Origin of the sequence: Pseudochrobactrum sp. B5 (assembly GCF_001939785.1) — a bacterium.
In the GTDB taxonomy this organism is placed as follows: domain Bacteria; phylum Pseudomonadota; class Alphaproteobacteria; order Rhizobiales; family Rhizobiaceae; genus Pseudochrobactrum; species Pseudochrobactrum saccharolyticum.
Window position 1 is genome coordinate 53143 of the sequence record NZ_MOYL01000002.1, and the last position, 24590, is coordinate 77732.

20 protein-coding genes are annotated in these 24590 nt (G+C 51.9%); 11 read left to right on the plus strand and 9 right to left on the minus strand.

Annotation, left to right across the window (positions count from 1 at the left end):
* Nucleotides 1–12: 12 nt before the first annotated feature.
* Together BKD14_RS06810 and BKD14_RS06815 are read right to left on the minus strand one after the other, a co-directional pair.
* A complete protein-coding gene (locus tag BKD14_RS06810; RefSeq protein WP_075654856.1) occupies nt 13–1176 on the minus strand; it encodes a beta-ketoacyl-ACP synthase in 1164 nt (387 codons plus the stop codon).
* Between the two features lie 259 nt (nt 1177–1435).
* Nucleotides 1436–1717: an acyl carrier protein gene (locus tag BKD14_RS06815; protein ID WP_075654857.1), complete on the minus strand. Its 282-nt coding sequence runs from the start codon at nt 1715–1717 to the stop codon at nt 1436–1438.
* A 370-nt stretch (nt 1718–2087) separates the two neighbouring features.
* Here BKD14_RS06815 and BKD14_RS06820 point away from each other — a divergent pair, with 370 nt between their 5' ends.
* The 4 genes from BKD14_RS06820 (at nt 2088) to BKD14_RS06835 (ending at nt 6894) form a co-directional block, all read left to right on the plus strand.
* Nucleotides 2088–3044 (plus strand): AEC family transporter, encoded by a 957-nt coding sequence (locus BKD14_RS06820; protein ID WP_075654858.1) that lies wholly within the window; start codon nt 2088–2090, stop codon nt 3042–3044.
* A 115-nt stretch (nt 3045–3159) separates the two neighbouring features.
* Nucleotides 3160–4617 carry an NAD-dependent succinate-semialdehyde dehydrogenase gene (locus BKD14_RS06825; protein WP_075654859.1) on the plus strand — a complete coding sequence of 486 codons (1458 nt, stop codon included), beginning with the start codon at nt 3160–3162 and terminating at the stop codon, nt 4615–4617.
* 343 nt (nt 4618–4960) lie between these two features.
* Nucleotides 4961–5710, plus strand: coding sequence for a DUF1045 domain-containing protein (locus BKD14_RS06830; RefSeq protein ID WP_022711504.1), 750 nt, complete (start codon nt 4961–4963; stop codon nt 5708–5710).
* A 23-nt stretch (nt 5711–5733) separates the two neighbouring features.
* Complete coding sequence (locus tag BKD14_RS06835; RefSeq protein ID WP_075654860.1) at nt 5734–6894, plus strand: alpha-D-ribose 1-methylphosphonate 5-triphosphate diphosphatase; 1161 nt, start codon at nt 5734–5736, stop codon at nt 6892–6894.
* 152 nt (nt 6895–7046) lie between these two features.
* Here BKD14_RS06835 and dusA read toward each other — a convergent pair whose 3' ends face one another.
* Entirely contained in the window at nt 7047–8087 is a 1041-nt protein-coding gene (gene dusA, locus BKD14_RS06840; RefSeq protein WP_280949115.1) for a tRNA dihydrouridine(20/20a) synthase DusA, read from the minus strand.
* An 88-nt stretch (nt 8088–8175) separates the two neighbouring features.
* On the minus strand, nt 8176–8880 hold the full coding sequence (locus BKD14_RS06845) for a TIGR02281 family clan AA aspartic protease (RefSeq protein ID WP_075654862.1): 705 nt from the start codon (nt 8878–8880) through the stop codon (nt 8176–8178).
* 180 nt (nt 8881–9060) lie between these two features.
* On the opposite strand from BKD14_RS06845, the gene cobT reads away from it, so the two are divergent.
* Nucleotides 9061–10086 (plus strand): nicotinate-nucleotide--dimethylbenzimidazole phosphoribosyltransferase, encoded by a 1026-nt coding sequence (cobT, locus tag BKD14_RS06850; RefSeq protein ID WP_075654863.1) that lies wholly within the window; start codon nt 9061–9063, stop codon nt 10084–10086.
* Between the two features lie 444 nt (nt 10087–10530).
* Here cobT and BKD14_RS06855 read toward each other — a convergent pair whose 3' ends face one another.
* The 3 genes from BKD14_RS06855 to BKD14_RS06865 all read right to left on the minus strand — a co-directional run bounded on the left by BKD14_RS06855 (nt 10531) and on the right by BKD14_RS06865 (nt 12467).
* On the minus strand, nt 10531–11010 hold the full coding sequence (locus tag BKD14_RS06855) for an Lrp/AsnC family transcriptional regulator (protein ID WP_022711499.1): 480 nt from the start codon (nt 11008–11010) through the stop codon (nt 10531–10533).
* Between the two features lie 118 nt (nt 11011–11128).
* Nucleotides 11129–11791, minus strand: a complete 663-nt coding sequence (locus tag BKD14_RS06860; RefSeq protein ID WP_075654864.1) for a uracil-DNA glycosylase family protein — start codon at nt 11789–11791, stop codon at nt 11129–11131.
* A 133-nt stretch (nt 11792–11924) separates the two neighbouring features.
* Complete coding sequence (locus BKD14_RS06865) at nt 11925–12467, minus strand: thermonuclease family protein (RefSeq protein WP_245293586.1); 543 nt, start codon at nt 12465–12467, stop codon at nt 11925–11927.
* 765 nt (nt 12468–13232) lie between these two features.
* On the opposite strand from BKD14_RS06865, the gene BKD14_RS06870 reads away from it, so the two are divergent.
* Nucleotides 13233–13991, plus strand: a complete 759-nt coding sequence (locus BKD14_RS06870; protein ID WP_139316382.1) for a tetratricopeptide repeat protein — start codon at nt 13233–13235, stop codon at nt 13989–13991.
* Between the two features lie 102 nt (nt 13992–14093).
* On the opposite strand, the gene xth is transcribed toward BKD14_RS06870, so the two are convergent.
* Both xth and erpA read right to left on the minus strand, forming a co-directional pair.
* Complete coding sequence (gene xth / locus BKD14_RS06875) at nt 14094–14873, minus strand: exodeoxyribonuclease III (protein ID WP_075654865.1); 780 nt, start codon at nt 14871–14873, stop codon at nt 14094–14096.
* An 80-nt stretch (nt 14874–14953) separates the two neighbouring features.
* Nucleotides 14954–15280: an iron-sulfur cluster insertion protein ErpA gene (gene erpA / locus BKD14_RS06880; RefSeq protein ID WP_075654866.1), complete on the minus strand. Its 327-nt coding sequence runs from the start codon at nt 15278–15280 to the stop codon at nt 14954–14956.
* 265 nt (nt 15281–15545) lie between these two features.
* On the opposite strand from erpA, the gene BKD14_RS06885 reads away from it, so the two are divergent.
* The 5 genes from BKD14_RS06885 to BKD14_RS06905 all read left to right on the plus strand — a co-directional run bounded on the left by BKD14_RS06885 (nt 15546) and on the right by BKD14_RS06905 (nt 24562).
* Nucleotides 15546–16745 (plus strand): deoxyguanosinetriphosphate triphosphohydrolase, encoded by a 1200-nt coding sequence (locus tag BKD14_RS06885; protein WP_139316348.1) that lies wholly within the window; start codon nt 15546–15548, stop codon nt 16743–16745.
* A gap of 129 nt (nt 16746–16874) precedes the next feature.
* Nucleotides 16875–18632 carry an arginine--tRNA ligase gene (argS, locus tag BKD14_RS06890; RefSeq protein ID WP_075654867.1) on the plus strand — a complete coding sequence of 586 codons (1758 nt, stop codon included), beginning with the start codon at nt 16875–16877 and terminating at the stop codon, nt 18630–18632.
* Between the two features lie 189 nt (nt 18633–18821).
* Nucleotides 18822–22409 carry an SPOR domain-containing protein gene (locus tag BKD14_RS06895; protein WP_075654868.1) on the plus strand — a complete coding sequence of 1196 codons (3588 nt, stop codon included), beginning with the start codon at nt 18822–18824 and terminating at the stop codon, nt 22407–22409.
* A 190-nt stretch (nt 22410–22599) separates the two neighbouring features.
* Nucleotides 22600–23622, plus strand: coding sequence for a beta-N-acetylhexosaminidase (gene nagZ, locus BKD14_RS06900; protein WP_075654869.1), 1023 nt, complete (start codon nt 22600–22602; stop codon nt 23620–23622).
* A 94-nt stretch (nt 23623–23716) separates the two neighbouring features.
* Nucleotides 23717–24562, plus strand: a complete 846-nt coding sequence (locus tag BKD14_RS06905; RefSeq protein WP_083646988.1) for a ScpA family protein — start codon at nt 23717–23719, stop codon at nt 24560–24562.
* The last annotated feature ends 28 nt before the right edge of the window (nt 24563–24590 follow it).

Consider the following 24590-nt stretch of genomic DNA (forward strand, 5'->3'; position numbering starts at 1 on the left):
GGTGACCTCCGATCAGGCTTTTACAATAATGGCTGCACCTTCGGAGCGGGTGGCTCCGACGGTCAGTGCTGTGGCGCGTTCAAGTGCACCGTTGCGGGCTGTTTCATCACCGGAAAGCGGAGCAAAAGCTTCGCCTTTCCAGACGCTGAGTGCGGCAAGCGCAAGTGCCAGCGGGAACTGCGCTTCACGCATATGGCCGAACAGGCCGGATACACCGCGATAGCTGGCAGATTTAGCGCTCAAAGCTGCTTTTTCTGCGGCTGTCGGCTGATGAGCACCGGATGCACCGGTCACAACAAAGCTATTGTCTTCAATCAGCGCGGAAACAGCTGCGGTAAGATCTTCTTTGCCGCGGCGGATCTGACCGCTGGAAATGGATGCAATCTCACCATAGGCGCGTGCGCCACGGGCTTTGGCGTGTTCGGCTTCTTCGAGAACGAGGAAGATGCCGCCGGAACCGGTGATCATACCGCCGCCCTGTGAGCCTTCACGTGCCCAGACAGGAGCCCAGCCGTCAGACTTCAGAAAACCGCCGAGTTCGTGGCCGAGCAGCATGTCGAAATGTTCCGCGTTGTAAGAACCGCCAACGAGAGCATGGGTGCTCTGGCCGGTGCGGATGCGGGCTGCTGCGGTTTCCACTGCGGAAATGCCGGAACCTTCTTCACCCATGAAAGTGCGCGAAGAGCCGGTAACTTTATGAACAATTGAAATATTGCCGGCAAGCAGGTTGGAAAGCTGAGCCAGAAACAGCGTCGGGCGCAGTTCTGTGGAGAGCTTTTCGTTGAGCATCAGACCCGGTTGGTTATTGCCGCGGCCTGCATCGAGAATTTGTGTGTCCACACTGATATCGCGTTCGCCGCCACCGGCGCTCACGATCATATCCATTGTGGAGCAAAGGGCTTCATTCTCTTTGATGCCGGCATCCTGCAAGGCAAGACCTGCCGCATAGGTGCCGAGACGCTGCCATGTTTCCATCTGGCGCTGGTCGGAGCGCTTCGGAATTTGCTGAGACCAGTCAACTTCGCCCAACGGGTGAACTGTGTAAGGAGCGAAATTCTCTGTATCGAGCTTCGGCTGCGTCCCTGCTGATGTGAGGGCAGACCAATGGGCTTCCACGCCTTCACCCAGAGAGGTGATGAGGCCGATGCCGGTGATGAGAACTTTTTTGCTGTGCATGAGCTGCTCGCTTGATTTCCGGTCGTAACTTACCCGAAGGCAGGATCTTACAGTGGTATAATTATGACAGGGGCAGATTTATCCCTGAAACATACTTATCAATGACAAAAGCCGCATCAAGCGGCGATCAATGTTTTGTGATTGTAATCACAATTATAAAGTACTGCGTGTTTGAGATAACACGCGATTATAAACCACTGCCTGTAAAAAGACGCGCGGTATGGTTTGTTTTCCACACTGCGCGTCAATTTAACTTAAATTAGGCCTGTTTGGCAGCGATGAGTTCGTCGATTTTTGCGCAGAGATTCTTCAGAACGAAATATTCTTCAGTATCTGCTTTGCCTTCGTTCACTTCCTGAGTCCACTGTTCCAGAGGAATCTTGATACCGAAAGCTTTATCAATTGCGAAAACGATGTCGAGGAAATCGAGGCTGTCGATGCCCAGATCGTCGATTGTATGGCTTTCAGGCGTAATGGAAGCGCGGTCAATTTCGCTGGTTTCAGCAATAATATCAGCTACTTTGTCAAATGTTGAGGACAATTTGAAAATCCTTGTATCAGGCCCGAACCAGCAGGCATCGTTGTTTAATCAGGGCGTGTCTAGCGTTTTTCGCTCAAAAGGGAAAGATATATTCCCCCTCTGAGTAAGACCCTGAGAATATGAAGATCTTCCGCTTGTGCCATTTTGCAACAGCTTGTCTGATAAGCGGGGATCAATTTACACATATTATATTCTGAAAACCGTTATGCAATTTTCAGAATATGCCCTGACTGATCTTTCATATTGCGCAAATTTATGAAGAAATCAGCAAGAGTTTGGCGATTTACAAGAAATTTGTAAATCTGCGCAGGAATCAAGAATGCTTTAAAGCATAATTTCTTCGCGGCATTGCAGATAAGTATGGTGAAATATGGGTCTCGCGGCCACAATTACAATTATCTTCAGCATTATTATGCTTGGCTACATATTTGCGAGGCTGAAGATATTGAGCGATACGACCGGAGACGGTCTTGCTGATTTCGTATTTGTCGTCTCTACGCCGTTGTTGCTTTTCCGCACAATGATGACTGCCGATTTTCAGTCGAGTAATCCTTGGGAATTGTGGCTGGTCTATTTTACCGGTGTCGTTATTGCATGGACTGCCGCGCATTGCGGAATCCGTTTCATGTTCGGCCGTGACCGGCGGGCAGGTGTGGTCGCCGGTGTGACCGGCGCTTTTTCCAATCTGGTTTTTCTCGGTATGCCACTGATGCTCGGCATTTACGGCGAGGCGGGGCTGGTGATTATTTCGCTGATTATCAGTATTCATATGCCGCTGATGATGGCCGCATCGCTGATGCTGAATGAATGGGCTTTGCGCAAAGACGGCATAATCAGCGGTGAAACCAGCCGTTATGACACGGCGGTTAAATTTATCACGTCTTTGCTGCGCAATCCGCTGGTTATCGGCATTCTTGCGGGCTGGCTGGTGCGCCTTTCGGGCTTTTCTATTCCGCAATTATCGATGCAGCTGATTTCGATGCTGGCAGATGTATCGGGACCTTTGGCGCTGTTTGCCATGGGGATGGGGCTGAAGAAATTCGGCATTTCCGGCAATGTGATTGCCGCCGGTGTGAATGCGTCTTTCAAACTGATGCTGATGCCTGCTGTGGTTTTTGCTATGGCATGGCTGGTCGGGCTGCCGCCTTTGACGGCTAAGGTGGCAATTACCGCTGCGGCGCTGCCATCGGGTGTTAATTCCTATCTGATTGCTACGCGATTCGGCGTGGGACAGGGACTGTCTTCAACCTCGATGGTGCTGGCGACGGCTGCATCTGCTGTTACGCTGGCAATGTGGATCGCTCTGGCGCAGGCGGTTTGGGAGTGAGGCGGTTTTTCGCGCTGATCCCTTGACATTATCCGCGCCAAAGCCCTTGATCTGAGCGGGAAACAAGCATGCGATTTTGAGGGTAATTGCATGTATTGTCGTGAGGAGAGAAGTTATGAATGCGAATACCAGCCGGTTTATCAAACAGGCTAATCTGATCGGCGGCCAGTGGGTGGCTGCAGATAGCGGTGCCACGATCGATGTTATGAATCCGGCGACCGGCAAGGCGATCGGCACAATCCCGAAATCCGGTAAGGCAGAGACTGCGCGCGCGATTGAAGCCGCTGCACAAGCTTTTAAAACCTGGCGCAAAACCACAGCCAATGAGCGCTCGCAGAAAATGCGCAAATTGCATGATTTGATTTTGGCCAATCAGGATGCGCTGGCTGAAATTCTGACCATGGAGCAGGGCAAGTCGTTCACGGAAGCCAAAGGTGAGGTAGCAAGCTCTGCCGCCTATATTCTGTGGTATGCGGAAGAAGCGCGGCGCGTTTATGGTGATGTGGTGCCGTCCCCTTGGGCAGATCGCCGTATTATGGTGACCAAAGAGCCGGTGGGCGTTGTCGCGGCGATTACACCGTGGAATTTTCCGTCTTCCATGCTGGCACGCAAGATCGGCCCTGCTTTGGCAACGGGCTGTACAGTCGTGGTGAAACCGGCAACGCAGACACCTTATTCCGGTCTGGCATGGGGCGTACTGTGTGAAGAAGCAGGGATTCCGGCAGGTGTGGTTAATATTCTCACCGGTTCTGCCAGCGAAATCGGCGGCGAACTGACCCGCAATCCGCAGGTTGCCAAACTGACCTTCACCGGCTCGACCGAAATCGGTAAGCTGCTGATGAAGCAGACAGCAGGCACTGTCAAAAAAGTCTCGATGGAACTGGGCGGCAATGCGCCGTTTATCGTTTTTGATGATGCTGATCTGGATCGCGCGGTTGCCGGTGCGATTGCCGCCAAGTTCCGAAATTCCGGCCAGACCTGTGTTTGCACCAACAGGTTCTTCGTACAATCCAAAATCTACAGCCGCTTTGTTGAGAAATTCACAGAAGCTGTGGAGCAGCTTAAAGTCGGCAATGGTATGGATTCCGGTACCCAGCAGGGGCCGCTGATTGATATGAATGCAGTCGAAAAGGTTGAAGAATTCATCGCTGATGCGACCAAAAAAGGCGGCCGTATTGTTACCGGCGGCAAGCGCCACGCACTGGGCGGCAGCTATTTCGAGCCGACCGTGATTGCCGATGCCAAACCACGTATGCGTTTCACCAAAGAAGAAATTTTCGGCCCTGTTGCACCGGTGTATAAATTCAAATCCGAAGAAGATGTAGTCGAACAGGCCAATAATACCGAATACGGCCTTGCCTGCTATTTCTATACGCAGGATCTTGGTCGCGCCTTCCGTGTGATGGAAGGGCTGAAATATGGTCTCGTCGGCGTCAATGAAGGACTTATCTCAACCGTTGAGGCACCGTTTGGTGGTCTGAAAGAGTCCGGTCTTGGCAAAGAAGGCGGACATCAGGGAATCGAAGACTATCTCGATACCAAATATGTCTGCATCGGCGGATTAGGCCTGTAAGCCTGAGCATATTTTAAATCGCCGGATGGCATATGGATATCAATGCCATCCGTTTCAGGCTGAGATTTTTGGCAGTTATCGGAAATCTTTTCTGACCTATTTTACCAATGTGATTGCCGGACTGGCCAAAAGACGCTTAACTCTGTTGATTCAAAACGTCTTTTTGTAAAAACCTGTCCGGTGTTTTTCAGTTTTTTGGGTATTGAGGCGTTTTTTCAGCATCTTGTCATAATAGGTGCGGACTGTGAGGGTATAGAGCCCGCATCATCAGGCCACTTATGGCAAAGCATGGTATGACACCGTCTGACATGCCGGTTCGTAAACCTGTGAAAAAGGGATTTTTATGCGATACGGAATATATTTCACACCTTCTGCTCATGATCCGTTGCTGCGGGTGGCTGCAAACTGGCTCGGTCGCAATGCTTTTAACGGTATGGTTGTGCGCACGCCGGTGATTGGTTCCGTCAGCCCTGATGAGGTCAGTGCTCTGACTGAAGAGCCACGCCGCTACGGTTTTCATGCGACGCTGAAAGCACCGTTTCGCCTGCATGATGATTATGAAGAACACCAGCTTCTCTCTGCGATGATGCATTTTGCCTCCAGCTATCAGGCTGTGCAGTTGCCTAAGCTCAAAGTTTCGCAGATCGGACCTTTCTTTGCGCTGGTCGTATCCGAGCCTTGTGCGGAACTTCAGCAGCTGGCCAATGATGTGGTGGTGCATTTTGAGCGCTTTCGTGCGCCGTTGAATGCGCAGGAACTGGCCAAGCGCAAGCCCGAGAAAATGGATGCGATCCACCGTGCCAATCTCGACCAGTGGGGCTATCCTTATGTGTTCGAGCAGTTCCGCTTTCATATGACCCTGACCGGCGCAGTGCCGGAGGAAAAACAGGCGCATGTGCGTAATGTGCTGGAAGAGTTTTTCGCGCCCGTGCTGAATGAACCGGTCAAGATCACCAATCTGGCTCTGTTTACCGAGGCAGAATCGGGTGTACCATTCGAAGTGCACTCGCTTCACCCGCTGACGGGTAAGCCGGTTGCTGCGCAGAATACGGTTTCAGCGGAATTGCAGCTGGAAAAAGCCGCGGCTGAATAGTCCTATAAAATTTAAGAGAAGATATGTCCGCTCCAAACCAAAGTAAATCTGCCGAAACAATCCTGACCAATGCACGGATCGTGCTGCCTGATGAAATTATCAGGGGCACGGTTGTCATGCGCGACGGAAAGATTGCTGCGATTGATAATACAATCTCGGCATCGGGTAAGGATATGCACGGGGATTATCTGATCCCCGGTCTGGTTGAGTTGCATACGGATCATCTTGAAGGCCATTATGCACCACGACCGAAAGTGCGCTGGAACCCGCTGGCGGCTATTCAGGCGCATGATGCGCAGATCGCCGCCTCCGGTATCACAACGGTTTTTGATGCACTGCGCGTCGGCCATGACGGCGAATGTGAAGTCGTGATTGATGACATGCTATTGCTAGCAGATGCATTGCAGGCTGCACAAAGCAAAGGCCGTTTGCGCGCCGAGCATTATCTGCATCTGCGCTGCGAAGTTTCGTCCAATGATTGTATCAGTGCGTTTGAGCGTCTGCGTGGCGCATCGGGAGTGCGCCTTGCATCCCTGATGGATCACGCACCGGGGCAGCGGCAGTTTCCGGATATGGAATCTTACCGCATCTATTTCATGCGCAAGAACAAAGTCAGCGAAGACGATTATCAGGTCTATTGTGACCGGCGCGTTGGTGAATCACAGCGCAACTCCGCGAAAAACCGTGCGCTGATTGCTGATTATTGCCATGCCAACGGCATTATGCTGGCAAGCCATGATGATGCGACGCAAGCCCATGTCGATGAGTCCGTGGCTCATGGTGTGGCGGTTGCCGAGTTCCCGACAACGGTTGAAGCCGCTGCGGCATCGCACTCCAACGGTATCGGCGTGATGATGGGCGGGCCGAATGTCGTGCGCGGCGGCTCCCATTCCGGCAATGTCTCTGCTCTGGAACTGGCCGAAAAAGGCTATCTGGATATTATCTCGTCGGATTACATCCCTTTCAGCATGTTGCAGGGGGCTTTCAACCTTGCTCATGTGGTGGAGCATATTGATCTGCCGCAGGCTATCCGCATGGTCAGCACCAATCCGGCAAAAGCTGTCGGTATGACAGATCGCGGCTCAATCGCAGAAGGTCTGCGTGCCGATCTCGTGCGCGTTCATGCCATTGACGATGTGCCGGTAGTGCGCTCAGTCTGGCGAGAATCTAAAAGAGTGAGTTGATCTGCCCTCTGATGGCCTGCAAATTGCACCTTTTTCCGCTTCCGGTGCTCACGTACTATAAGTACGCTGCGCTCCGGTTCTCAAAAGGCACAATTTTCGTCTCACCATAAGGCAGATTAGGTCTGCGCTTTATATTTGCAGAATAGTTGCAATTATTCCGCTGCCTGTTCCGCACGGGCGGCGTTGTTTTCTTCCACCTCGGCAGCGGTTTCGCACATCACCTGATAGGCTTTGCGGATGATCTTGCTGTCCGCATCATTGCGTGTGGCATCTGTCGAGAGAATTTGCCGCCAGCGGCGTGAACCCGCCTGACCTTGAAACAGCCCGACCATGTGGCGGCTGATATGAGCAAGACGGCCGCCTTCGGTAATATGCCGGTCAGCATAGTCGCACATCACGTCCAGTACGTCTTCCATCGACATCGGTGCGGTTTCATCACCATAAACAAGGCGATCCACATCACGCAGCACCATCGGTGTGTGATAAGCCGTTCGCCCCATCATCACGCCGTCTGTATGCTGCAAATGGGTTGTGGTGTCATCAAGGCTGGTAATCCCGCCATTAATGCCGACAAAATGCTGCGGATAATCCTGTTTCAGGCGGTAAACGCGGTCATAATCCAGCGGCGGGATATCGCGGTTTTCTTTCGGCGATAGCCCCTGCAACCACGCTTTACGCGCATGGACCCATAGCGCATCTGCGCCTTCCGCAATCACCATGCGGCTGAGCTCTGAGAGTGCGGCTTCCTGATCCTGATCGTCCACGCCGATACGGCATTTCACTGTTACCGGAATTTTCACGGCCTGTTTCATAGCCGCAACGCAGTCTGCTACCAGTTGCGGTGTCAGCATCAGGCAGGCACCGAAAGCGCCCGACTGCACGCGGTCTGACGGGCAGCCGACATTGAGATTGATCTCGTCATAGCCGAAGGATTCGCCGATTTTGGCGGCCTCGGCAAGTTTCACCGGATCAGAGCCGCCAAGTTGCAGAGCGACAGGATGTTCCTGTTCCGAGAAGCCGAGCAGACGGTCACGCTTGCCATGGATGGCAGCATCGGCCACCACCATTTCCGTATAGAGCAAAGTATGACGGGTGAGCAGACGGTGCATAAAACGGCAATGCCTGTCCGTCCAGTCGAGCATAGGCGCGATGGAAAAGGTTTTGGCGGCATAGAGTTTTTCTGGTCTGGTCACAATGATCTTCTTTACGGCGTCTTCTCTGCGGATGTTTCTGCGCGGACATAATGGTTAAAGACCGGCCTGTCCAGCTTGACGGTTTTTTTCAGTCGGTCAGGATCAACTGATCGCGCTGCACAGTATAGGCGCTCAGGCTGTTCATGAAATTCATACCCAGCAGGCTGCCGCTGAGCTGGCCTTCCTGTGAAACCAGTGCGCGCAGGTTCTGACGGGTAATATTGCCGATGCGGATTTCCTGCAACCGTACCGATGCAGCCATAGTGCGGCCATTGGCTGTGCTGACAGGATTCGTATAGCTGAGACTGCTGACATCAATACCGACTTTTTCAGCATCAGCCTGTGTCAGCACGATTGTGGAGGCACCGGTATCGACCATGAAGCGCACGCGCTGGTCGTTCACCAGTGCATTGACTTCAAAATGACCGTTGGACGACTGACCGATACTGACAGTTTCAGCACCATCAATGCTATTTCCGCTGATTGCATTGCCCGGTATCAGCCCAGCGGTGACGCGATTGGCAATATTGGTCAGTTCATACTGATATTGATAGCCGGTGACGAGACCGAGAATAATCACCGCCCAAATCGCAATATTGCGCATCATATGATTGAGCGGAATACCGGAACCCAGCAAACCGGCAGCCACGACTATGCCGAAAATGCTCATATAGGCCGCATCGGCAAAATCATCATTGGCAAGGCCGAGTGTTGTGCCGCTCTCGTCATTGACGATCAGAACGAGCAGAAGAATGGCAATTGCTGCGATAACCAGCCAGAATAAACGGTTCATGAAGTCATTGTTCCTGAGACTGTCGGATGATCCTGCCGAAGCAGAGCATGTCTTTATATGGAGGCTTTGGCCTGCGGGCACAATAATTTCATTTTTCTGCACTTTGAAAAACTGTGAGCAGGGCGTATAGCAGGCGCAGATGAATTTCCCCCACTACGGCTAAAAGACGGATTTGATAACGTGAGTACCAGCGGACTGCCATTTGATGATTTTCGTGAACTTATCAGCCAGCTTCCGGAAGCGAGCGAATTCGCTGGCGAAGCGGTGCGTGAACGTGAAGCGCGTTTGAGCAAACCTGTCGGCTCACTCGGGCGTCTGGAAGAGATCGCGGAATGGCTGGCTGCATGGAGCGGTAAAGCCAAGCCGCAGATCATGCGTCCTCTGGTGGCAATTTTTGCCGGTAATCATGGTGTGCTGGCGCAAGGTGTAAGCTCGCAGCCGCAATCGCTGACTATGGATATGGTCAATAATTTTGCTGCGGGCGGCGCTGCCATCAACCAGATTTGCATTGCCAATGATCTGGGGTTGAAGGTCTTTGATCTGGCGCTGGAGCATCCGACCGAAGATATTACCGTGACTGCGGCGATGGATGAGCGTACCTGTGCGGCAACTATGGCTTTTGGCATGGAAGCAATTGCCGGTGGTACGGATCTTTTGTGCATCGGTGAAATGGGCGTTGGTAATACAACCATTGCGGCGGCGATTTCTCTGGCGCTGTTTGGCGGTCAGGCTGAGGACTGGGTGTCACTGGCAGCCGGTGAAGATGCAAGTGTGTTGCCTGCAAAAATCGCTGCGGTGAAAAAAGCTGTTGCTCTCAATGAAGGTAATCTGCGTGATCCGCTGGAAGTGCTGCGCCGTCTGGGTGGCCGTGAACTGGCTGCGATCACCGGTGCAATTCTGGCCGCGCGTGCCGAGAAAATTCCGGTGCTGATTGACGGTTATGTCGCCAGCGCCGCCGCAGCCATTCTGCTGGCGATGAATGGTGATGCGCTGGATCATTGCCTGTTCTCCCACGTGTCTTCCGAGCCGGGGCATCGCTTGTTGCTGGAGAAAATGGGTAAGACACCATTGCTTGATCTGAATATCAGCCTTGGTTCCGGTACAGGTGCTGCACTGGCAGCCGGTCTGGTGAAAACCGCTGCTCAATGTCATGTCTCTATGGCAACTGCTGAAGATGCCGGTATGAATGGCCGCAGCGTTTCGTAATTCGAAACACAGTCTCAGAAATAAAAAAATCCGGCCGTGTGAGCGCGCCGGATTTTTTGCAACTTTGAGGCGGTGCTTTTTCGGTAATTTTTTATTGGGATTCAAAAATAATTTGCCAAAACTGCAATTAATTGCGGTTGTGCGCAGCCTGTCAGTTTTTAAGATAGATGCGTATTGGAGTATGAGGGTTTTAAGAGCAGGCGACAATTTTACTCAAAGTAATATTTGCTGAGAAGTCAGCCGAAGGATGTATTTACGCTGGTATATCCGCTGCGTTTTTTACAATTTATATTGGCCGGTATTTCATGTCGCCTGTAGCAAAAGTGGCACTATCCTTGCCGTGGGATAGTGCCATTTTTTGTGGAGCCGGGCATTTCCTTTTGGAATTGTAATACGGGAAATGCTCTGTCTGTTTCTATGTTGCTTCATCGTTTGGGGATGGGGTTAGTTACCGTCTTTATCAAGCACCATATAATCCAGTGGCAGTTCTGTCGTATATTTGATCTGCTCCATGGCGAAAGATGAAGAAACATTGCGGATTTCGATTTTGCTGATCAGGCGCTTGTAGAAAGCGTCATAGGCGGCAATGTCCGGCACTACAACGCGCAGCAGATAATCAATATCTCCGCTCATACGGTAGAATTCCACCACTTCCGGAAATTCCTGCACGACTTCAGCAAAACGCTTCAGCCATTCATGGCTGTGAGAGCTGGTGCGCACCGAAACAAAGACTGTGACACGCGCATTGATCTTGACCGGATCAAGCACAGCGACGCGGCGTTTGATAATGCCGTCTTCTTCCAGTTTCTGAATACGGCGCCAGCACGGAGTGGTGGACAGGCCAACTTTTTTGGCAATATCTGCTACTGCCAGCGTTGCATCTTCCTGCAACAGACGGAGAATTTTTCTGTCAAGTCTGTCCATTTTGCCTCACATTAAGGGCCGAATTGTATAATTTTGAAACTATATACCTTATGGATGAGCGCGCGATTAAACGCGAAGAATATAATACTATCAAATTGCATTAAGTTAGAAATTATTTTTATCTCGACAATAAAGGCCGGATTTTTTGACGAAGCACCGGCAAAAGCTCGTTTTCAAACCACGGATTACGTTTCAGCCAGCCGCTGTTTCGCCATGACGGATGTGGCAGCGGCAGCACGGCAGGGCCGTCATTCTGATTGCTCTCGATAAAGCGCCGCCAGTTTTTCACAGTCTCGGTCATATTGAGCGGTTTTTGCTGTGCCTGTAAATATTCGCGATAACTCGGATTGCGGGTGAGATGATATGCCTGCGCATGGCTGCCAATGGCAATAATCAGCTCGATTTGCGGCATGAGATCAAACAGCCGGTCATGCCATGTCAGGCGACATTCACGGCGCGGGGGCAGGTCGCCGCCATGTTTGTCATAGCCCGGAAAGCAGAAACCCATGGGAATGATCGCAAAGCGCTCTGCGTCATAAAACTCTTCCGGTGTCACATCGAGCCATTGGCGCAACCGCACACCGGAGGGGTCGTTAAACGGAATGCCGGTATTATGCACACGGATACCCGGCGCCTGACCGCATATGGCAATTCTGGCTGTCGGGGAGGAGATGCATACCGGCCTTGGCTCATGATCCAGCGGGCGTGGACCAAGCGGTTGATCGCGGCAAATTCTGCAGTCATTGATCTGATTTTGCAGTGTCTGCAATGCCGTTGCCATATTACTGATTGCTCCGGTTGCGCTCATTCTAGAGCGTGTCGCACTTAAGTGTATTCATGTCACTCGCTCTAGAGTCTTTGTTTGGTCGCATTATCACAGCCGTCAAGTTGGTCCAACTTGACTGTGAAATGCTCTAGCGTGACTGATTTTCCCGCCGCCATTTGCCGGGGCGTTCAAATTCCCCCGCCCATAATCCGCGTTTATTCTTGCGTGCCTGTGCTTCCTCACGCTGATAGAGGCCGTAGGAGACTGCCCAGCCTTGCTCGACCATCGTGCGGTTGAGATCCGTCTCTCCGGCCTTGCAGAAGGCAAGGATGCGATCATACTGATCTCGTCCGTCCGCTGTACAGGTAACAGTCTGATTGCCGATCAGGCGACGTAATTCCGCAGTCGCATTGCGCCCGCAGCTATAATCTTTACCGTCAATTCTACAATTCTGTTGGGTTTCCGGCGTATCCATGCCTTTCAGCCTTATGCGCTGCCCCTGTATGGCAATTGTATCACCATCGTAAATATGCAGACTGCCGCCGCGACCGCTCAGTTGCGCTGGCAAGGCTTCATTCTTGTTCGCACGAACAGGCTGACGCGGCTGATTGCTGCCGGAAACAGTTTCTGCCCATTGCGGCATAAAAGACTGCATCAAAGCATATATGCCCAGCAACAGCAGTGCAGTCACAATCCCTGACCGGCGAAGGAAGGAATAGGGTTTGCGATAGTGCCTGCGATTGCTGCGGCGCTGCGGCTGTCGTCTGTAAGGTTGAGGTCTGCGCCCCGAAGCAGATGGTTTCATAAGGCGGACTATAAGGCGCTGTTGTCTGAAGAAAAGAGGATTATCGCAAGCACGGCTGAAATCGTATATGCATCTCTGCTGACACACAGAGAATCGATTCTGGACAGCGATTCTTCAGAAAATCCTGCTTCTCTATAAAACCAAGATTTATAATCACTTGCTTAACTATATTTCGCAACGGGATGACAACTATGACGCTCTGAAACCGGATTGTTTCGTGGTTTTGAGGGGGCAATTTTATATATCAGCGTAAATTTGTGTTGTTTTGGTAACAGTATTTACCTTTCAGCCGCGCTAAGGTTCACGGAGACGAACTTGGCCTATTTCCCGCCATAAATGCGGAGCACCGATGGGAGGCAGGCAAAGTTTAGTCCTGACAAAATGTGAAACAATCTTTGCCTTTCATTGAGGTCGGTAATTGCAGAATTCTAGTTTTTCTCAAAAAAATCCGCAGGTTAGCGTGCAGTCTTGCATGATGACTTTAGGTGCGGGCTCTGCTGAAGGAAATCTGTTTAGCCGACTTTATTCACAGGTCGCAATCTTGCCTGAAAAAATGGCTAGTTTTTCTCATCTTGTTAACTTGTCCTTTACCAAAGTTATTTTGGCAAACGATAATGAAAGAATGCTGTCGTGATCGGGTCGTTTAAGAAAATCGCGTATTCTGTTTGTGGAGCCGGTGTTGCACTCTATCTGGTGTGCAGCAGTGCGTTTGCCTTTGATATTCCGGACAATGCGGACAAGAAGAGCAATCCGTTTGAGGTTTTCAAATTCGGGGTATCCGCCTTTAAGAACGGCCATAAGGATGAAGCGCTGAAAGCTCTGCGCTATGCGGCAGATCAGGGACATCCGGGCGCGAACTGGAAACTGGCGAGCATGTATGCTCAGGGCGACGGTGTTCCGGAAAACGATTACGAAGCCTATAAAATTTTTGAAAAAATCGTCCATGAAGGCGCAGAGCCGGGTTCGCAGAACGAATCTTATGTGGCCGGTGCACTGGTGCAGATGGCGCGCTATCTCAAGCGCGGTATTCCCGGCACCCCTGTGAGTTCCAATCCTGATATGGCCCGTGATCTCTATGTGCAGGCCGCATCCAATTTTGGCGACTCGACTGCCCAATATGAGCTTGGCGCTATGCTGCTCAAAGGTGACGGGGTAGAGAAGAACAAAACGCAGGCTGCACGATGGTTCCAGCTGGCTGCCAGAAAAGGCAATGCCAATGCGCAGGCTATGCTCGGCAATATGCTGTTTCAGGCCGGTAAGACTGTTCGCGGCCTTGCGATGCTGACGGCTGCTTTTGAGCGTTGTTCGGATCAGGATTGCGAATGGATCCGTGCGATGCAGGAACAGGCGTTTTCGGTTGCCGGTGAGGCTGACCGCCGTAATGCGATTGCACTCGTCGGCCAGCACTAGCACTTGTTTGTTTTACTCTGAGTAGAAATAGTTGTGCAGGCACCGCAACTTAGCAAAATGATTCAGGTTGCGGCGCTATGATCTTAAAATTATTGAATAATTTCAGCAGCTAAGCTGAATAACAACCGGCACATGGTCAGACGGTTTGTCCCATGCGCGTGTGTGTTTCTCGATTTCCGCGCCATCCAGCAGATTGGCAGCTTCCGGCGACAGCATCAGATGGTCGATGCGGATACCGTTATTTTTCTGCCATGCGCCGGCCTGATAATCCCAGAATGAGAACATCTGCTCATCGCTGACATTGCGGATCGCATCATAAAAACCGAGATTTTCCAGACGACGGAATGCCTGTTTGCTCTGTGGCAGGAACAGCGCGTCATTCACCCAGTTTTCCGGATGTTTGGCATCAATCGGCTGCGGGATGATATTATAGTCACCGGCGAGCACCAGCGGTTCTTCCAGTTCCAGACGGGTTTTCGCCCAGTCTTCCAGACGCTGCATCCAGCCGAGCTTGTAAGGGTATTTTTCCGTATCCACCGGATTGCCGTTTGGCAGATAGAGCGAAACGACACGGATCACACCTTTTTCAGTGGTGAAAACGGCTTCGATAAAACGTGCCTGCTCATCGCTGTCGTCACCTGGTAACCCGCGATTGACTTCAACCGGTGAGACCTTCGAGAGAATGGCAACGCCGTTAAAGCCTTTCTGACCGTGGGTTTCTACGTGATAGCCAAGGGCTTCAATTTCCAATCGCGGGAACAGATCGTCTACGGATTTTATTTCCTGAAGGCAGGCGACATCAGGCTGGCATTCCTGCAACCAGTGCAGCAGATTTTCGATACGTGCTTTGACACCGTTAATGTTCCATGTGGCAATTTTCAAAGACGTATCCCCGTATTGAGTTTTATAAAAAAATCTGCCGCATTTCAGATCATGCGGCAGCTATTCATGGCAGAAACCGGTCAGATTGCGAAACTGACACCGCAGCCGCAGGATGATGTGACATTCGGATTGTTGATCTGGAAGGACTGTCCCATCAGATCGTCAATGAAATCAATAACCGAACCGTCAATATAAGGCACGGAAATGCTGTCGATCAGCACTTTGGCACCGTCTTTTTCAATAATCAGATCATCATCATTGGTATCGCTGACAAGATCGAATTTGTAGGAAAAGCCTGAGCAACCGCCGCCCTCAACGGAAATACGCAGGGCTGATTTGTCGGCTTGCTTTTGCAGAATTTTGACAATGCGTTTGGCCGCCGCATCCGATACGGAAATGTCCGTCATAATAGTCACCTTAAAATCATGGGCGGTTCAAGTTCCGCACAGGATATATGTTGATAGGACTATAATATAGGTCAGAGGTGCAGAGGGCGCAATCTCCTGTCACACGTCATTTGCCCTAAAGTTTTATACTGCACTGCATATCAAACCTGTTATTTTGCACTGCAATCATGATAATGCAGCAGAGTGCAATTGTTGCGAAAGGCCTGATGTGCTTTGCGCAAGCTTGCGGATTTTGGTTGATGAAACACAAATCATAACAGGAAGAATGATGGACAGTATTGGTTTCGGCTATCGTGAACGTGCTCCTTATGCATGCGACCCTGCGCAAACGCGCGGACGCTTGGTGCATGAGACCGAGAGCCGAACACGCACGCCTTATCAGCGTGACCGCGACCGTATTATCCACTCAACTGCTTTCCGACGATTAAAGCACAAGACACAGGTGTTTATCGCCCATGAAGGCGACCATTACCGCACAAGGCTGACGCACACGATTGAAGTGGCGCAGATTGCCCGTGCTTTGGCGCGTGCATTGCGGCTGGATGAAGATCTGGCTGAAGCCGTGGCGCTGGTGCATGATTTCGGTCATACGCCATTTGGCCATACGGGCGAAGATGCCCTGAATGAGAAAATGGCGGATTATGGCGGCTTTGATCATAATGCGCAGTCGCTGCGCATCGTGACCTTGCTGGAAAAGCGCTATGCGGAATTCGACGGGCTCAACCTGTCATGGGAAACGCTGGAAGGGCTGGTCAAACATAACGGCCCGCTGACCGGTACTTATTCGGATGGGGAGCCGGTTCCGGGTTCGATCCTTAAATATAATGAGCGTTTTGATCTGGAGCTTTCCGGCTTTGCCAGTCCTGAGGCGCAATGTGCGGCGATTGCCGATGACATTGCCTATAATGCTCATGATATTGATGATGGTCTGCGCTCCGGTCTGCTCACGCTCGAGCAACTGGAGGAAGTGCCGCTGACCCGCGATATTCTGCAGGAAGTGCATCGCCTTTATCCGAAGCTTGATCCGGTACGTCGTGGCCATGAACTGATGCGCAGGCAGATCACCCGTATGGTTGAGGATGTGATTGCGCATGCGCAGGATCAGATCAAAAAATTCAATCCGCAGAGTGTGGATGATGTGCGTGCGGCCAGTGAGATGATGGTCGGTTTTTCGCCGGATATGGCAATTGCCGAGAAAACCTTGAAGAGGTTTCTCTACCGGAATCTCTATTTCAACGCGCAGGTCGTGCCGATCCGCAAAAATGCCGATCAGGTCGTGAAAGACCTGTTCGATGCTTATATGACGGCGCCGGATGCGATGCCTGCCGACTGGCGGGCAGGGATTGCCGGTAACGAGACTTCGGCCTTTGCGCGTCAGATTGCGGATTTCCTTGCAGGCATGACTGATAATTATGCCGTGCGTGAACACCGACGATTGTTTGACCATACGCCCGACTTGGCTTAAACGGGCTGCAAAACTGCCATTTCTGACTGTGTGATTTGCGAGGCGCTGAGCTTCCCCATTGCATGACGTTCAATTGATTGAATGTGAATCGCGGCCTTGCTCCGCATTTATGTTCCGACAGGACAGATTATGAATATCTTTGCTGATTTCGACGTTAAAATTAAAAAAACACTGCAAGATCTTGGTTTGAAAGACAAAGACGGTGGTGAACTGGATGTTTCCCGTGTTGGTGTTGAGCCGCCGCGTGATGCTACACATGGTGATATTTCCACCAATGCGGCCATGGTGCTCTCCAAGGCGGTTGGCAGCAATCCGCGTGAACTGGCAGCCAAAATTGCTGAAGCGCTGAAAGGCGATGCGGATGTTGCATCCGTTGATGTGGCAGGTCCGGGCTTTATCAATCTGCGTCTGAATGATGATTACTGGCAGCGTCAGCTGGGCGTTATGCTGGCAGAAGGCACTGATTACGGCCGTTCGAAAATGGGCGGTATGCGTAAGGTCAATGTAGAATATGTTTCCGCTAACCCGACCGGTCCGATGCATGTCGGTCATTGCCGTGGCGCGGTTGTCGGCGATGTGCTGGCCAATCTGCTGAAATTTGCCGGTTATGACGTAACCAAAGAATATTACATCAATGATGCCGGTGCGCAGATTGATGTTGTCGCTAAATCCGTGATGCTGCGTTACCGCGAAGCGCTGGGCGAAGATATTGGCGAAATTCCTGCCGGTCTTTATCCGGGCGATTATCTGGTGCCGCTTGGTCAGGCACTGGCCAAGGAATTTGGCTCGTCGCTGCTGGAAAAGCCGGAAGAAGAAGTTCTGCCACTGGTAAAAGACCGTGCGATTGATGCCATGATGGCGCTGATCCGCGATGATCTGGCCTCCCTCAATGTGCATCATGACCTGTTCTTCTCCGAGCGCAGCCTGCATGCCGATCATGCCAAGCTGATCCGCACCGCGATCAATGATCTGACGCTCAAAGGTCATGTCTATAAAGGCAAGTTGCCGCCGCCAAAAGGCCAGCTGCCGGACGATTGGGAAGACCGTGAGCAGACATTGCTGCGTTCAACTGAAGTCGGCGATGATATGGATCGTGCGCTGGTTAAGTCTGACGGCAGTTTCACTTACTTTGCTGCGGATGTTGCTTATTTCAAAAACAAGTTTGATCGCGGCTTTGAGGAAATGATCTATGTCCTCGGTGCTGATCATGGCGGCTATATCAAGCGTCTGGAAGCGGTGGCGAAAGCTGTTGCTGAAGGCAAGGCTGAGCTGACAGTGCTGATCTGCCAGATGGTCAAACTGTTCCGTGATGGTGAACCTGTGCGTATGTCCAAGCGTTCAGGCCAGTTTATTACGCTGCGCGATGTAGTGGATGAAGTTGGTTCCGATGCTGTGCGTTTCATGATGCTTTACCGCAAAAATGACGCGTCGCTGGATTTCGATTTTGCCAAGGTGACGGAACAGTCCAAAGACAATCCGGTATTCTACGTGCAATATGCGTCTGCACGTGCGAACTCGGTTTTCCGTCAGGCAAAAGAGCAGCTTGGTCTGGAAAAAATCGAACGTGAAGAGGCGGCAAAACACCTGTCTCTGCTCACGGATGAGAGCGAAGTGGCGCTGGTGCGTAAGCTCGCTGAATATCCGCGTCTGATTGAGACTGCGGCCATTCATCAGGAGCCGCACAGGCTCGCATTTTACCTCTATGATCTCGCAAGTGCGTTCCATTCTCAGTGGAATCGTGGCTCGGACAACCCGGACTTACGTTTTATTAAGGTTAACGATACAAACTTGTCACTTGCCAGGTTAGGGCTGGTGCAGGTTGTTTCTGATGTCTTGGTATCCGGATTGTCGATTATCGGCGCGGATGCTCCGACAGAAATGCGCTGAATAGAGTGAGGGCGGTTTAAGTTACCGCCTCTGATGTTCAGGTAAAGACCGGCACGAAAGGCGCATTTGCTGCGTTTTCGTGCCGTTTTTGCAGGAAACTACTGTCAAGTTTTGCCCACATTGCCTTGCTATATTAGCAATGATTAGGGAGACGTCGGCGGGCGCTCCAGTTGAAATTAGGAAAACGCCATGACTGACAGTAGCGTGACGGGCCGCAATCAGAATCACAGTGATATTCGCGACGAATCGGCGCGGGATAATGATCCGCTGTTTGAATTGTCGCGCATTTTTGGCTTTGATGAACCGGCAGAACAAAAAAATATGCAGAATGTGCAGGCTGAACCGGAAATGTCTTCCGAGATGAGCCTTGAGCGGGAACTGATGGCAGATTTCGATGCTGAATTCGCGGCTGACTTCGCTGCTGAACCGGCACAGCCAGCCAGCAATTTCCAGCCGCAGGATGAAGCGTTCAGCCCTGTTCAGCAGACAGCTGCTGAGAGCCGCTCTTACCAGCAGGCTGTCGAGCCGCGCTTTACCGGCTATGCGCCGTTGCAGCGTGCCTATGCAGAAGAAAAAGCACCGGAACAGTCCCAGCCTGCCTTTCAGCAGGATATTCCGCAATATTATGCGGAAGAGCAGGATTATACGGCTGCGGAACCGCAGAATGCGTATTATGAGGCCTATTCCGATCTGCCTCAGGATGCAGCATTTTCAGAGCCTGTGCAGGCTGCGAATGAAGATTATTTCTCTTCGCTGGAAAATGAGCTGAGCCAGAGCTTTGAACCGGAAGCCGCTCCGCAGGTTGCTGCTGAGCCGTATTATCAGGAGAACCAGTATGCCCAGCCTTATCAGGCGGGTTATGGTTCCCATGCGCCTGAATATTCGGAAGCCGCGGCCAATGTTTCACAAGAACAGGTCGCTCAGGATTTTGATCTGCATGAACTGAATGCAGATGATTTCGATTTTTCTGATATCGGCCGTGAGCCGCAACAGGAATTTGTTGCCCAGAGCTATGACAATGTTTTTGCGGAAAACGAGGCTTACCGCCCTGTGAATGCAGCACAGCAGTCTGATACCAGCTTTGAGGATGAGCTTTCATTCCTGCTGCAGGATGAAGCACCTGCTGCGGCACCGGCTCAGACGGATAATTATGCTTATCAGGCACCGTTTGAAGCAACACCTGAAGCAACGGCCTATGCTGATCCGGTTGCGGCTTATGAGGATGAAGTTGTTCCGCTAACCGATATCGAGCCATTGTTTGATGCACCATCCCTTGAGGTTGCGCCTGCTGTAGCCGATTTTGACGGTCAGGAGCCGGTTGCGGATCATTATGCCCATACAGATATGCAGGGCGAGGATGATTATACGCAGGCTGCACCGGTGCAGAATTACGATCAGATTGATGATGAGTTCTTTGCTGCTCCCGATCTGAGCCGCTTGCCAAACCGCACAGCCAGCGCCCAGACCAATTGGGAAGAGGACAGTGCTGATACAGCTGAAGCTCCGGTTGCCAGTTCCTTTGCTGATCTGTTCGGCGCCAGATCACAGTCTGATTACGCGGAAGAAACAACCGAAACCTATGAGCCGGAACAGGCAGTCGCTTTTGAAGAAGAGCAACAGACTGAAAATTTCAACTTCGGCGATGATTTCTACGAAGCAGAAGAAAACGCGCCCGTTGCAGAACAGGCCATAGAGCAATCTTATGTACCGGAGCCGGAGGCTCCATTGACGTATAATGAGCCTGTGGCTCCATCGGCGTATAATGAGCCTGTGGCTCCGTTGGCGCATAATGCAGTGCGCGGTTATTCTTCCTACACATTCGGTGCGGCGACACCGGCAGCTGCGGCTGCAACCACATCTGCAGCAAGTACAGCAGAACGCTCTGTCAGCAGCTTTGCGGATACGATTGCAGCTATTCCGTCTGCCTATGCTTCGCAGCCTGTGCGTGATGCCGCTCCTGTTGCAGCCGCTTCCTATGAAGAACCAGTCTATGAGGAGCCGGTCGCGGCGGATAATTTCTTCAGCAATGATGATTTCGATTTCTCATTTGATGAAGACCTGCAGCCTGCCGATGATTTCGCCGTTGCAGAAGCATCGGAAGAACTGTCGCTTGATCTTGATCTGAATGATGAACCGGAAATTCCGGCCTATCAGCCAGCTCAGAGTGCAGCCTCCAAGCCGTTTGTACCGGCACCGGAAATTGAATCCGTTGTTGTGTCGGAAAACAAGGTTGAGCAGACACAGGCGCTTGATCTGCCTGAGGTCAGCTATGGCGATGATGTTAAAGAAACGGGGCTGAACAGCCTCGAATCAGAATTTGCAGAAATTTTCAGCACGATCAGTGTGAATGAAGCTGCTGCACCGGATACAACCAGTGAGGCGGACAAGGCTTTCGAAAATATCCTGCAGGATAATTTCGCAGACTATCATACGAGCGTCAAAGCTGAGCCGGAAGACACCGGTTCAAATGGTGCAGGTTTCGGCACTATTGCCGGTGCTGCAGCTGGTCTTGCCGGTGCAGCCGTAGCGGGTGCAGCACTGCGTGGTTCCTCCGCGCAGAGCGGTGCAGGCCAGACAGGCAATGCCACGCAGGATGATTATTACAATCACTGGGCGGCTCAGGGTGCGCAGAATAATGATTTCGACACCTATAATCTGTCCGAAAATTTTGCCCGCGATGAGGATGACTATACGGAAGCCCGTCCGCGTGAAGAGAACCCGTTGCGTAAACCTATCCTCTGGGCATCGGTCGCTGCAGCAGCTCTGATCGTTCTGGGCGGCGGTTACTATATGCTCAAATCCGGCGGTGTTGTCGGCGGCGAACCTGCAGTTCTGCGGGCTGACAGCCAGCCGGTTAAAGTCCAGCCGGAAAATCCGGGCGGTATGGTTGTACCAAATCAAGATAAGGCTGTTTACGATCAGGTTTCCGGTACCAAGCCTGCTGCGCCTGAACAGAAGACCCTTATCAATACGGAAGAAGAGCCGGTTGATGTAGGCCTGTTGCAGGGGGCAGATGCGGAAGAAGACCGTTTGCTGTCAGATGAACCGGAAAGCACCAATAGTGCGACGCCTCCTGCTGCCAATAATCAAGCACAAGAGGCTGAGCGTGAGTTGGTAACACCACGCACGGTCAAAACCATGGTTGTGCGTGCTGACGGTACAATCGTACCGAGTGAAGCACCGGCGGCCACTGCGCCTGCAAATAATAATGCAGCTGCAACCGATAATGGTCTTGATGAGGCATCCCGCCTGATCAGCCAGAGTGCTGTTCCTGAACGTCTGGGTACTGATGCACCGGCACCTTCTGCACAGAGTGCAGCAGCACCGCGCGTTGTACAGACGCAGACTTTCACCGCTTCCGGTGAACAGGTCAAACCGCGTGAAGTGACAACAGCTCCGGTTGTGCCGTCCCGCCCTGCCGAGCAGCCGGTTAATGTTGTAGGCAATGTGGAGCGTCCTGCACAAAATACTGCGCCGCAGCAGGTTGCCAGCGCCACTGCGCCTGCAGCCAATGTTTCGGCCAATGTTCCTGCGGGTACATGGTTCATTCAGATCGCTTCGCAGCCGAGTGCAGAACTGGCACAGAAGAGCTATGCCAATATGAGCTCGCGCTACGGTAATGTTATCGGTGGTCGTGGTGTTGATATCAAACGAGCGGATATTGCCGGTAAGGGTACTTATTACCGTGTCCGTATTCCGGGTGGTACTAAGGCTGAAGCCGCAGCGCTCTGCGAGCGTCTGAAATCTGCCGGCGGCAGCTGCTTCCCGACACTCTGATCTGAAAATATGTAAAACAAACATGAAATGCGCTGTGTATCTTTAAAATACGCAGCGCATTTTCTCTTTATGGGTTATGCAGAGAGCATTATCTGATTTGTCGCATTATCGCGGACGTTAAATGATCTCATTTATCTGCGAAATGCCTGTCTGATTTGTCATATTCCAATAGGCGAGGAGCATTGCCGCAATGACATTTAAAGCCATGATTACCGGTTTCGAAGGTACAATGCTGACCGAAGCCGAGCAGGAATTGTTCCGTCGTGTGCGTCCGTGGGGCTTTATTCTGTTTGCCCGCAATGTGGAAAGTCTGGAGCAGTTGCGCGCATTGACCGCGCAAATCCGCGATGTAACCGGACGGGATGAGACACTGATCTTTATCGATCAGGAAGGCGGACGTGTGCAGCGTCTGCGCCCGCCGCTGGTGCCGAATTATCCGTCAGCGTCGCAGATCGGTGCGCTTTATGAACAGGATGAGGAAAAAGGCATGCGCGCCGCCTGGCTGCTCGGCCGTCTTCATGCTTTTGATCTGATGGGCGTTGGCATCAATGCCAATTGTCTGCCGGTGCTGGATGTGCCGGTTGAAGGCTCTCATGAGGTGATCGGCTCGCGCGCTTACTCCTATGATCCGGAAACTGTTGCGGTATTGGGTAATGCGGTTGCTGAAGGACTGATGGCCGGTGGTGTGCTGCCGGTGATGAAACATATGCCGGGGCATGGTCGTGCATTTGCCGACAGCCATAAGGAACTGCCGAGCGTTGATGCGCCTTTGAGTGAACTCTGCGCCCGTGATTTTGTACCATTCTGCCAGCTTGATGATCTGCCGGCCGCTATGACTGCGCATATTGTTTACAAGGCGCTTGATCCGGAACGTCCTGCAACGCTGTCACCGGTGGTTATCAATTGCGTGATCCGTGATATGCTGGATTATGACGGCTTGCTGATGAGCGACGATATTTCCATGAAGGCGCTGTCCGGTAATCTGGATGATATTGCCCGTGAGATTATCGCTGCCGGTTGTGATGTGGTGCTGCATTGCAGCGGCGTGCTGGAAGAAACTATTGCCGTTGCCGCTGCTATTCCTGATCTGAAAGATGAGAGTCTGCGCCGTGCGGAACTGGCTGAAGTCTTTGCAGGTGAAGCGGATCTGAGCAATGAGGCAGCGGTCCGTGCGGAATTTAAGGCTTTATTCCCAGAGGTCGCTGTTGCCTGATAATCGGGCAGAACTTCAATAAATAACAGGCCGGATGATGAGTACCGAAACCGCAAAGACGGATAATCCCCAGACACCAAAGGCCGATGTGCCTATGGATGATCTGTGGCAGTCGGAGACGGCACTCATCATTCCGCCGGACAGTGCCGAAGATCTGACCCTGCATGTGGATGTGCAGGGTTTTGAAGGACCGATGGATTTGCTGCTGCATCTGGCACGCAATCAGAAGGTTGATCTGACACAGATTTCCGTGCTGGCACTTGCCGAGCAATATCTGAAATTCATTGAACTGGCACGCGACCGTAAGCTGGAACTGGCGGCGGACTATCTGGTGATGGCGGCATGGCTGGCCTATCTCAAATCGCGTTTGCTGATCCCCAAGGTCAAAGATGAGGATGGCGAGACCGGCGAACAGCTGGCTTCTGTTTTGCAATTCCGGTTGAAACGGCTTGAAGCGATGCGTGATGCGGCGGGCAAGCTGGTCAATCGTGACCGGCTGGGGCGCGATGTATTTGCCCGTGGTATGCCGGAAACGGTGCTGGTGGAAAAGACCAGCCTTTACAGCGCTTCGCTTTATGATCTGCTCACGGCTTATGCTTCACAGCGTCAGAGGCAGGCGGTTTCCCATGTGCAGATTGCCAAGCGCACAGTCTGGTCGCTTAAAGAGGCGCGGGTGCTGCTGGTGCGCATGGTTGGGGAATTGCAGGACTGGGTGGCGCTGGATGCGTTTCTGCTGGATTATATTGCGCGACCGGAAGATCGTGCGAGTGCGATTGCCAGTTCTTTTGCCGCCAGTCTTGAACTGGTGCGTGAAGGGCGGATGGAATTGCGCCAAAATGCAGCTTTCGAACCGATTTTTGTACGCGCTGCCGAACGCAAACCGGTGAGCAGTGTGCCCGATGATCTGAAGACGGATCGCGAAGATAAGGATGAAGCGTGAGCGAGACTGAAATTTTGACAGCTGCTGA

Excerpts from the sequence above, each read along its gene's own strand:
- BKD14_RS06835 (WP_075654860.1), top strand. The coding sequence starts at position 5,734 with ATGTCCGCTCCAAACCAAAGTAAATCTGCCGAAACAATCCTGACCAAT.
- nagZ (WP_075654869.1), top strand. The coding sequence starts at position 22,600 with ATGACATTTAAAGCCATGATTACCGGTTTCGAAGGTACAATGCTGACC.
- BKD14_RS06825 (WP_075654859.1), top strand. The coding sequence starts at position 3,160 with ATGAATGCGAATACCAGCCGGTTTATCAAACAGGCTAATCTGATCGGC.
- argS (WP_075654867.1), top strand. The coding sequence starts at position 16,875 with ATGAATATCTTTGCTGATTTCGACGTTAAAATTAAAAAAACACTGCAA.
- erpA (WP_075654866.1), bottom strand. The coding sequence starts at position 15,280 with ATGACGGACATTTCCGTATCGGATGCGGCGGCCAAACGCATTGTCAAA.
- BKD14_RS06860 (WP_075654864.1), bottom strand. The coding sequence starts at position 11,791 with ATGGCAACGGCATTGCAGACACTGCAAAATCAGATCAATGACTGCAGA.
- BKD14_RS06845 (WP_075654862.1), bottom strand. The coding sequence starts at position 8,880 with ATGAACCGTTTATTCTGGCTGGTTATCGCAGCAATTGCCATTCTTCTG.
- BKD14_RS06895 (WP_075654868.1), top strand. The coding sequence starts at position 18,822 with ATGACTGACAGTAGCGTGACGGGCCGCAATCAGAATCACAGTGATATT.
- BKD14_RS06905 (WP_083646988.1), top strand. The coding sequence starts at position 23,717 with ATGGATGATCTGTGGCAGTCGGAGACGGCACTCATCATTCCGCCGGAC.
- BKD14_RS06810 (WP_075654856.1), bottom strand. The coding sequence starts at position 1,176 with ATGCACAGCAAAAAAGTTCTCATCACCGGCATCGGCCTCATCACCTCT.
- BKD14_RS06855 (WP_022711499.1), bottom strand. The coding sequence starts at position 11,010 with ATGGACAGACTTGACAGAAAAATTCTCCGTCTGTTGCAGGAAGATGCA.
- BKD14_RS06830 (WP_022711504.1), top strand. The coding sequence starts at position 4,961 with ATGCGATACGGAATATATTTCACACCTTCTGCTCATGATCCGTTGCTG.
- BKD14_RS06885 (WP_139316348.1), top strand. The coding sequence starts at position 15,546 with ATGATGGACAGTATTGGTTTCGGCTATCGTGAACGTGCTCCTTATGCA.
- BKD14_RS06820 (WP_075654858.1), top strand. The coding sequence starts at position 2,088 with ATGGGTCTCGCGGCCACAATTACAATTATCTTCAGCATTATTATGCTT.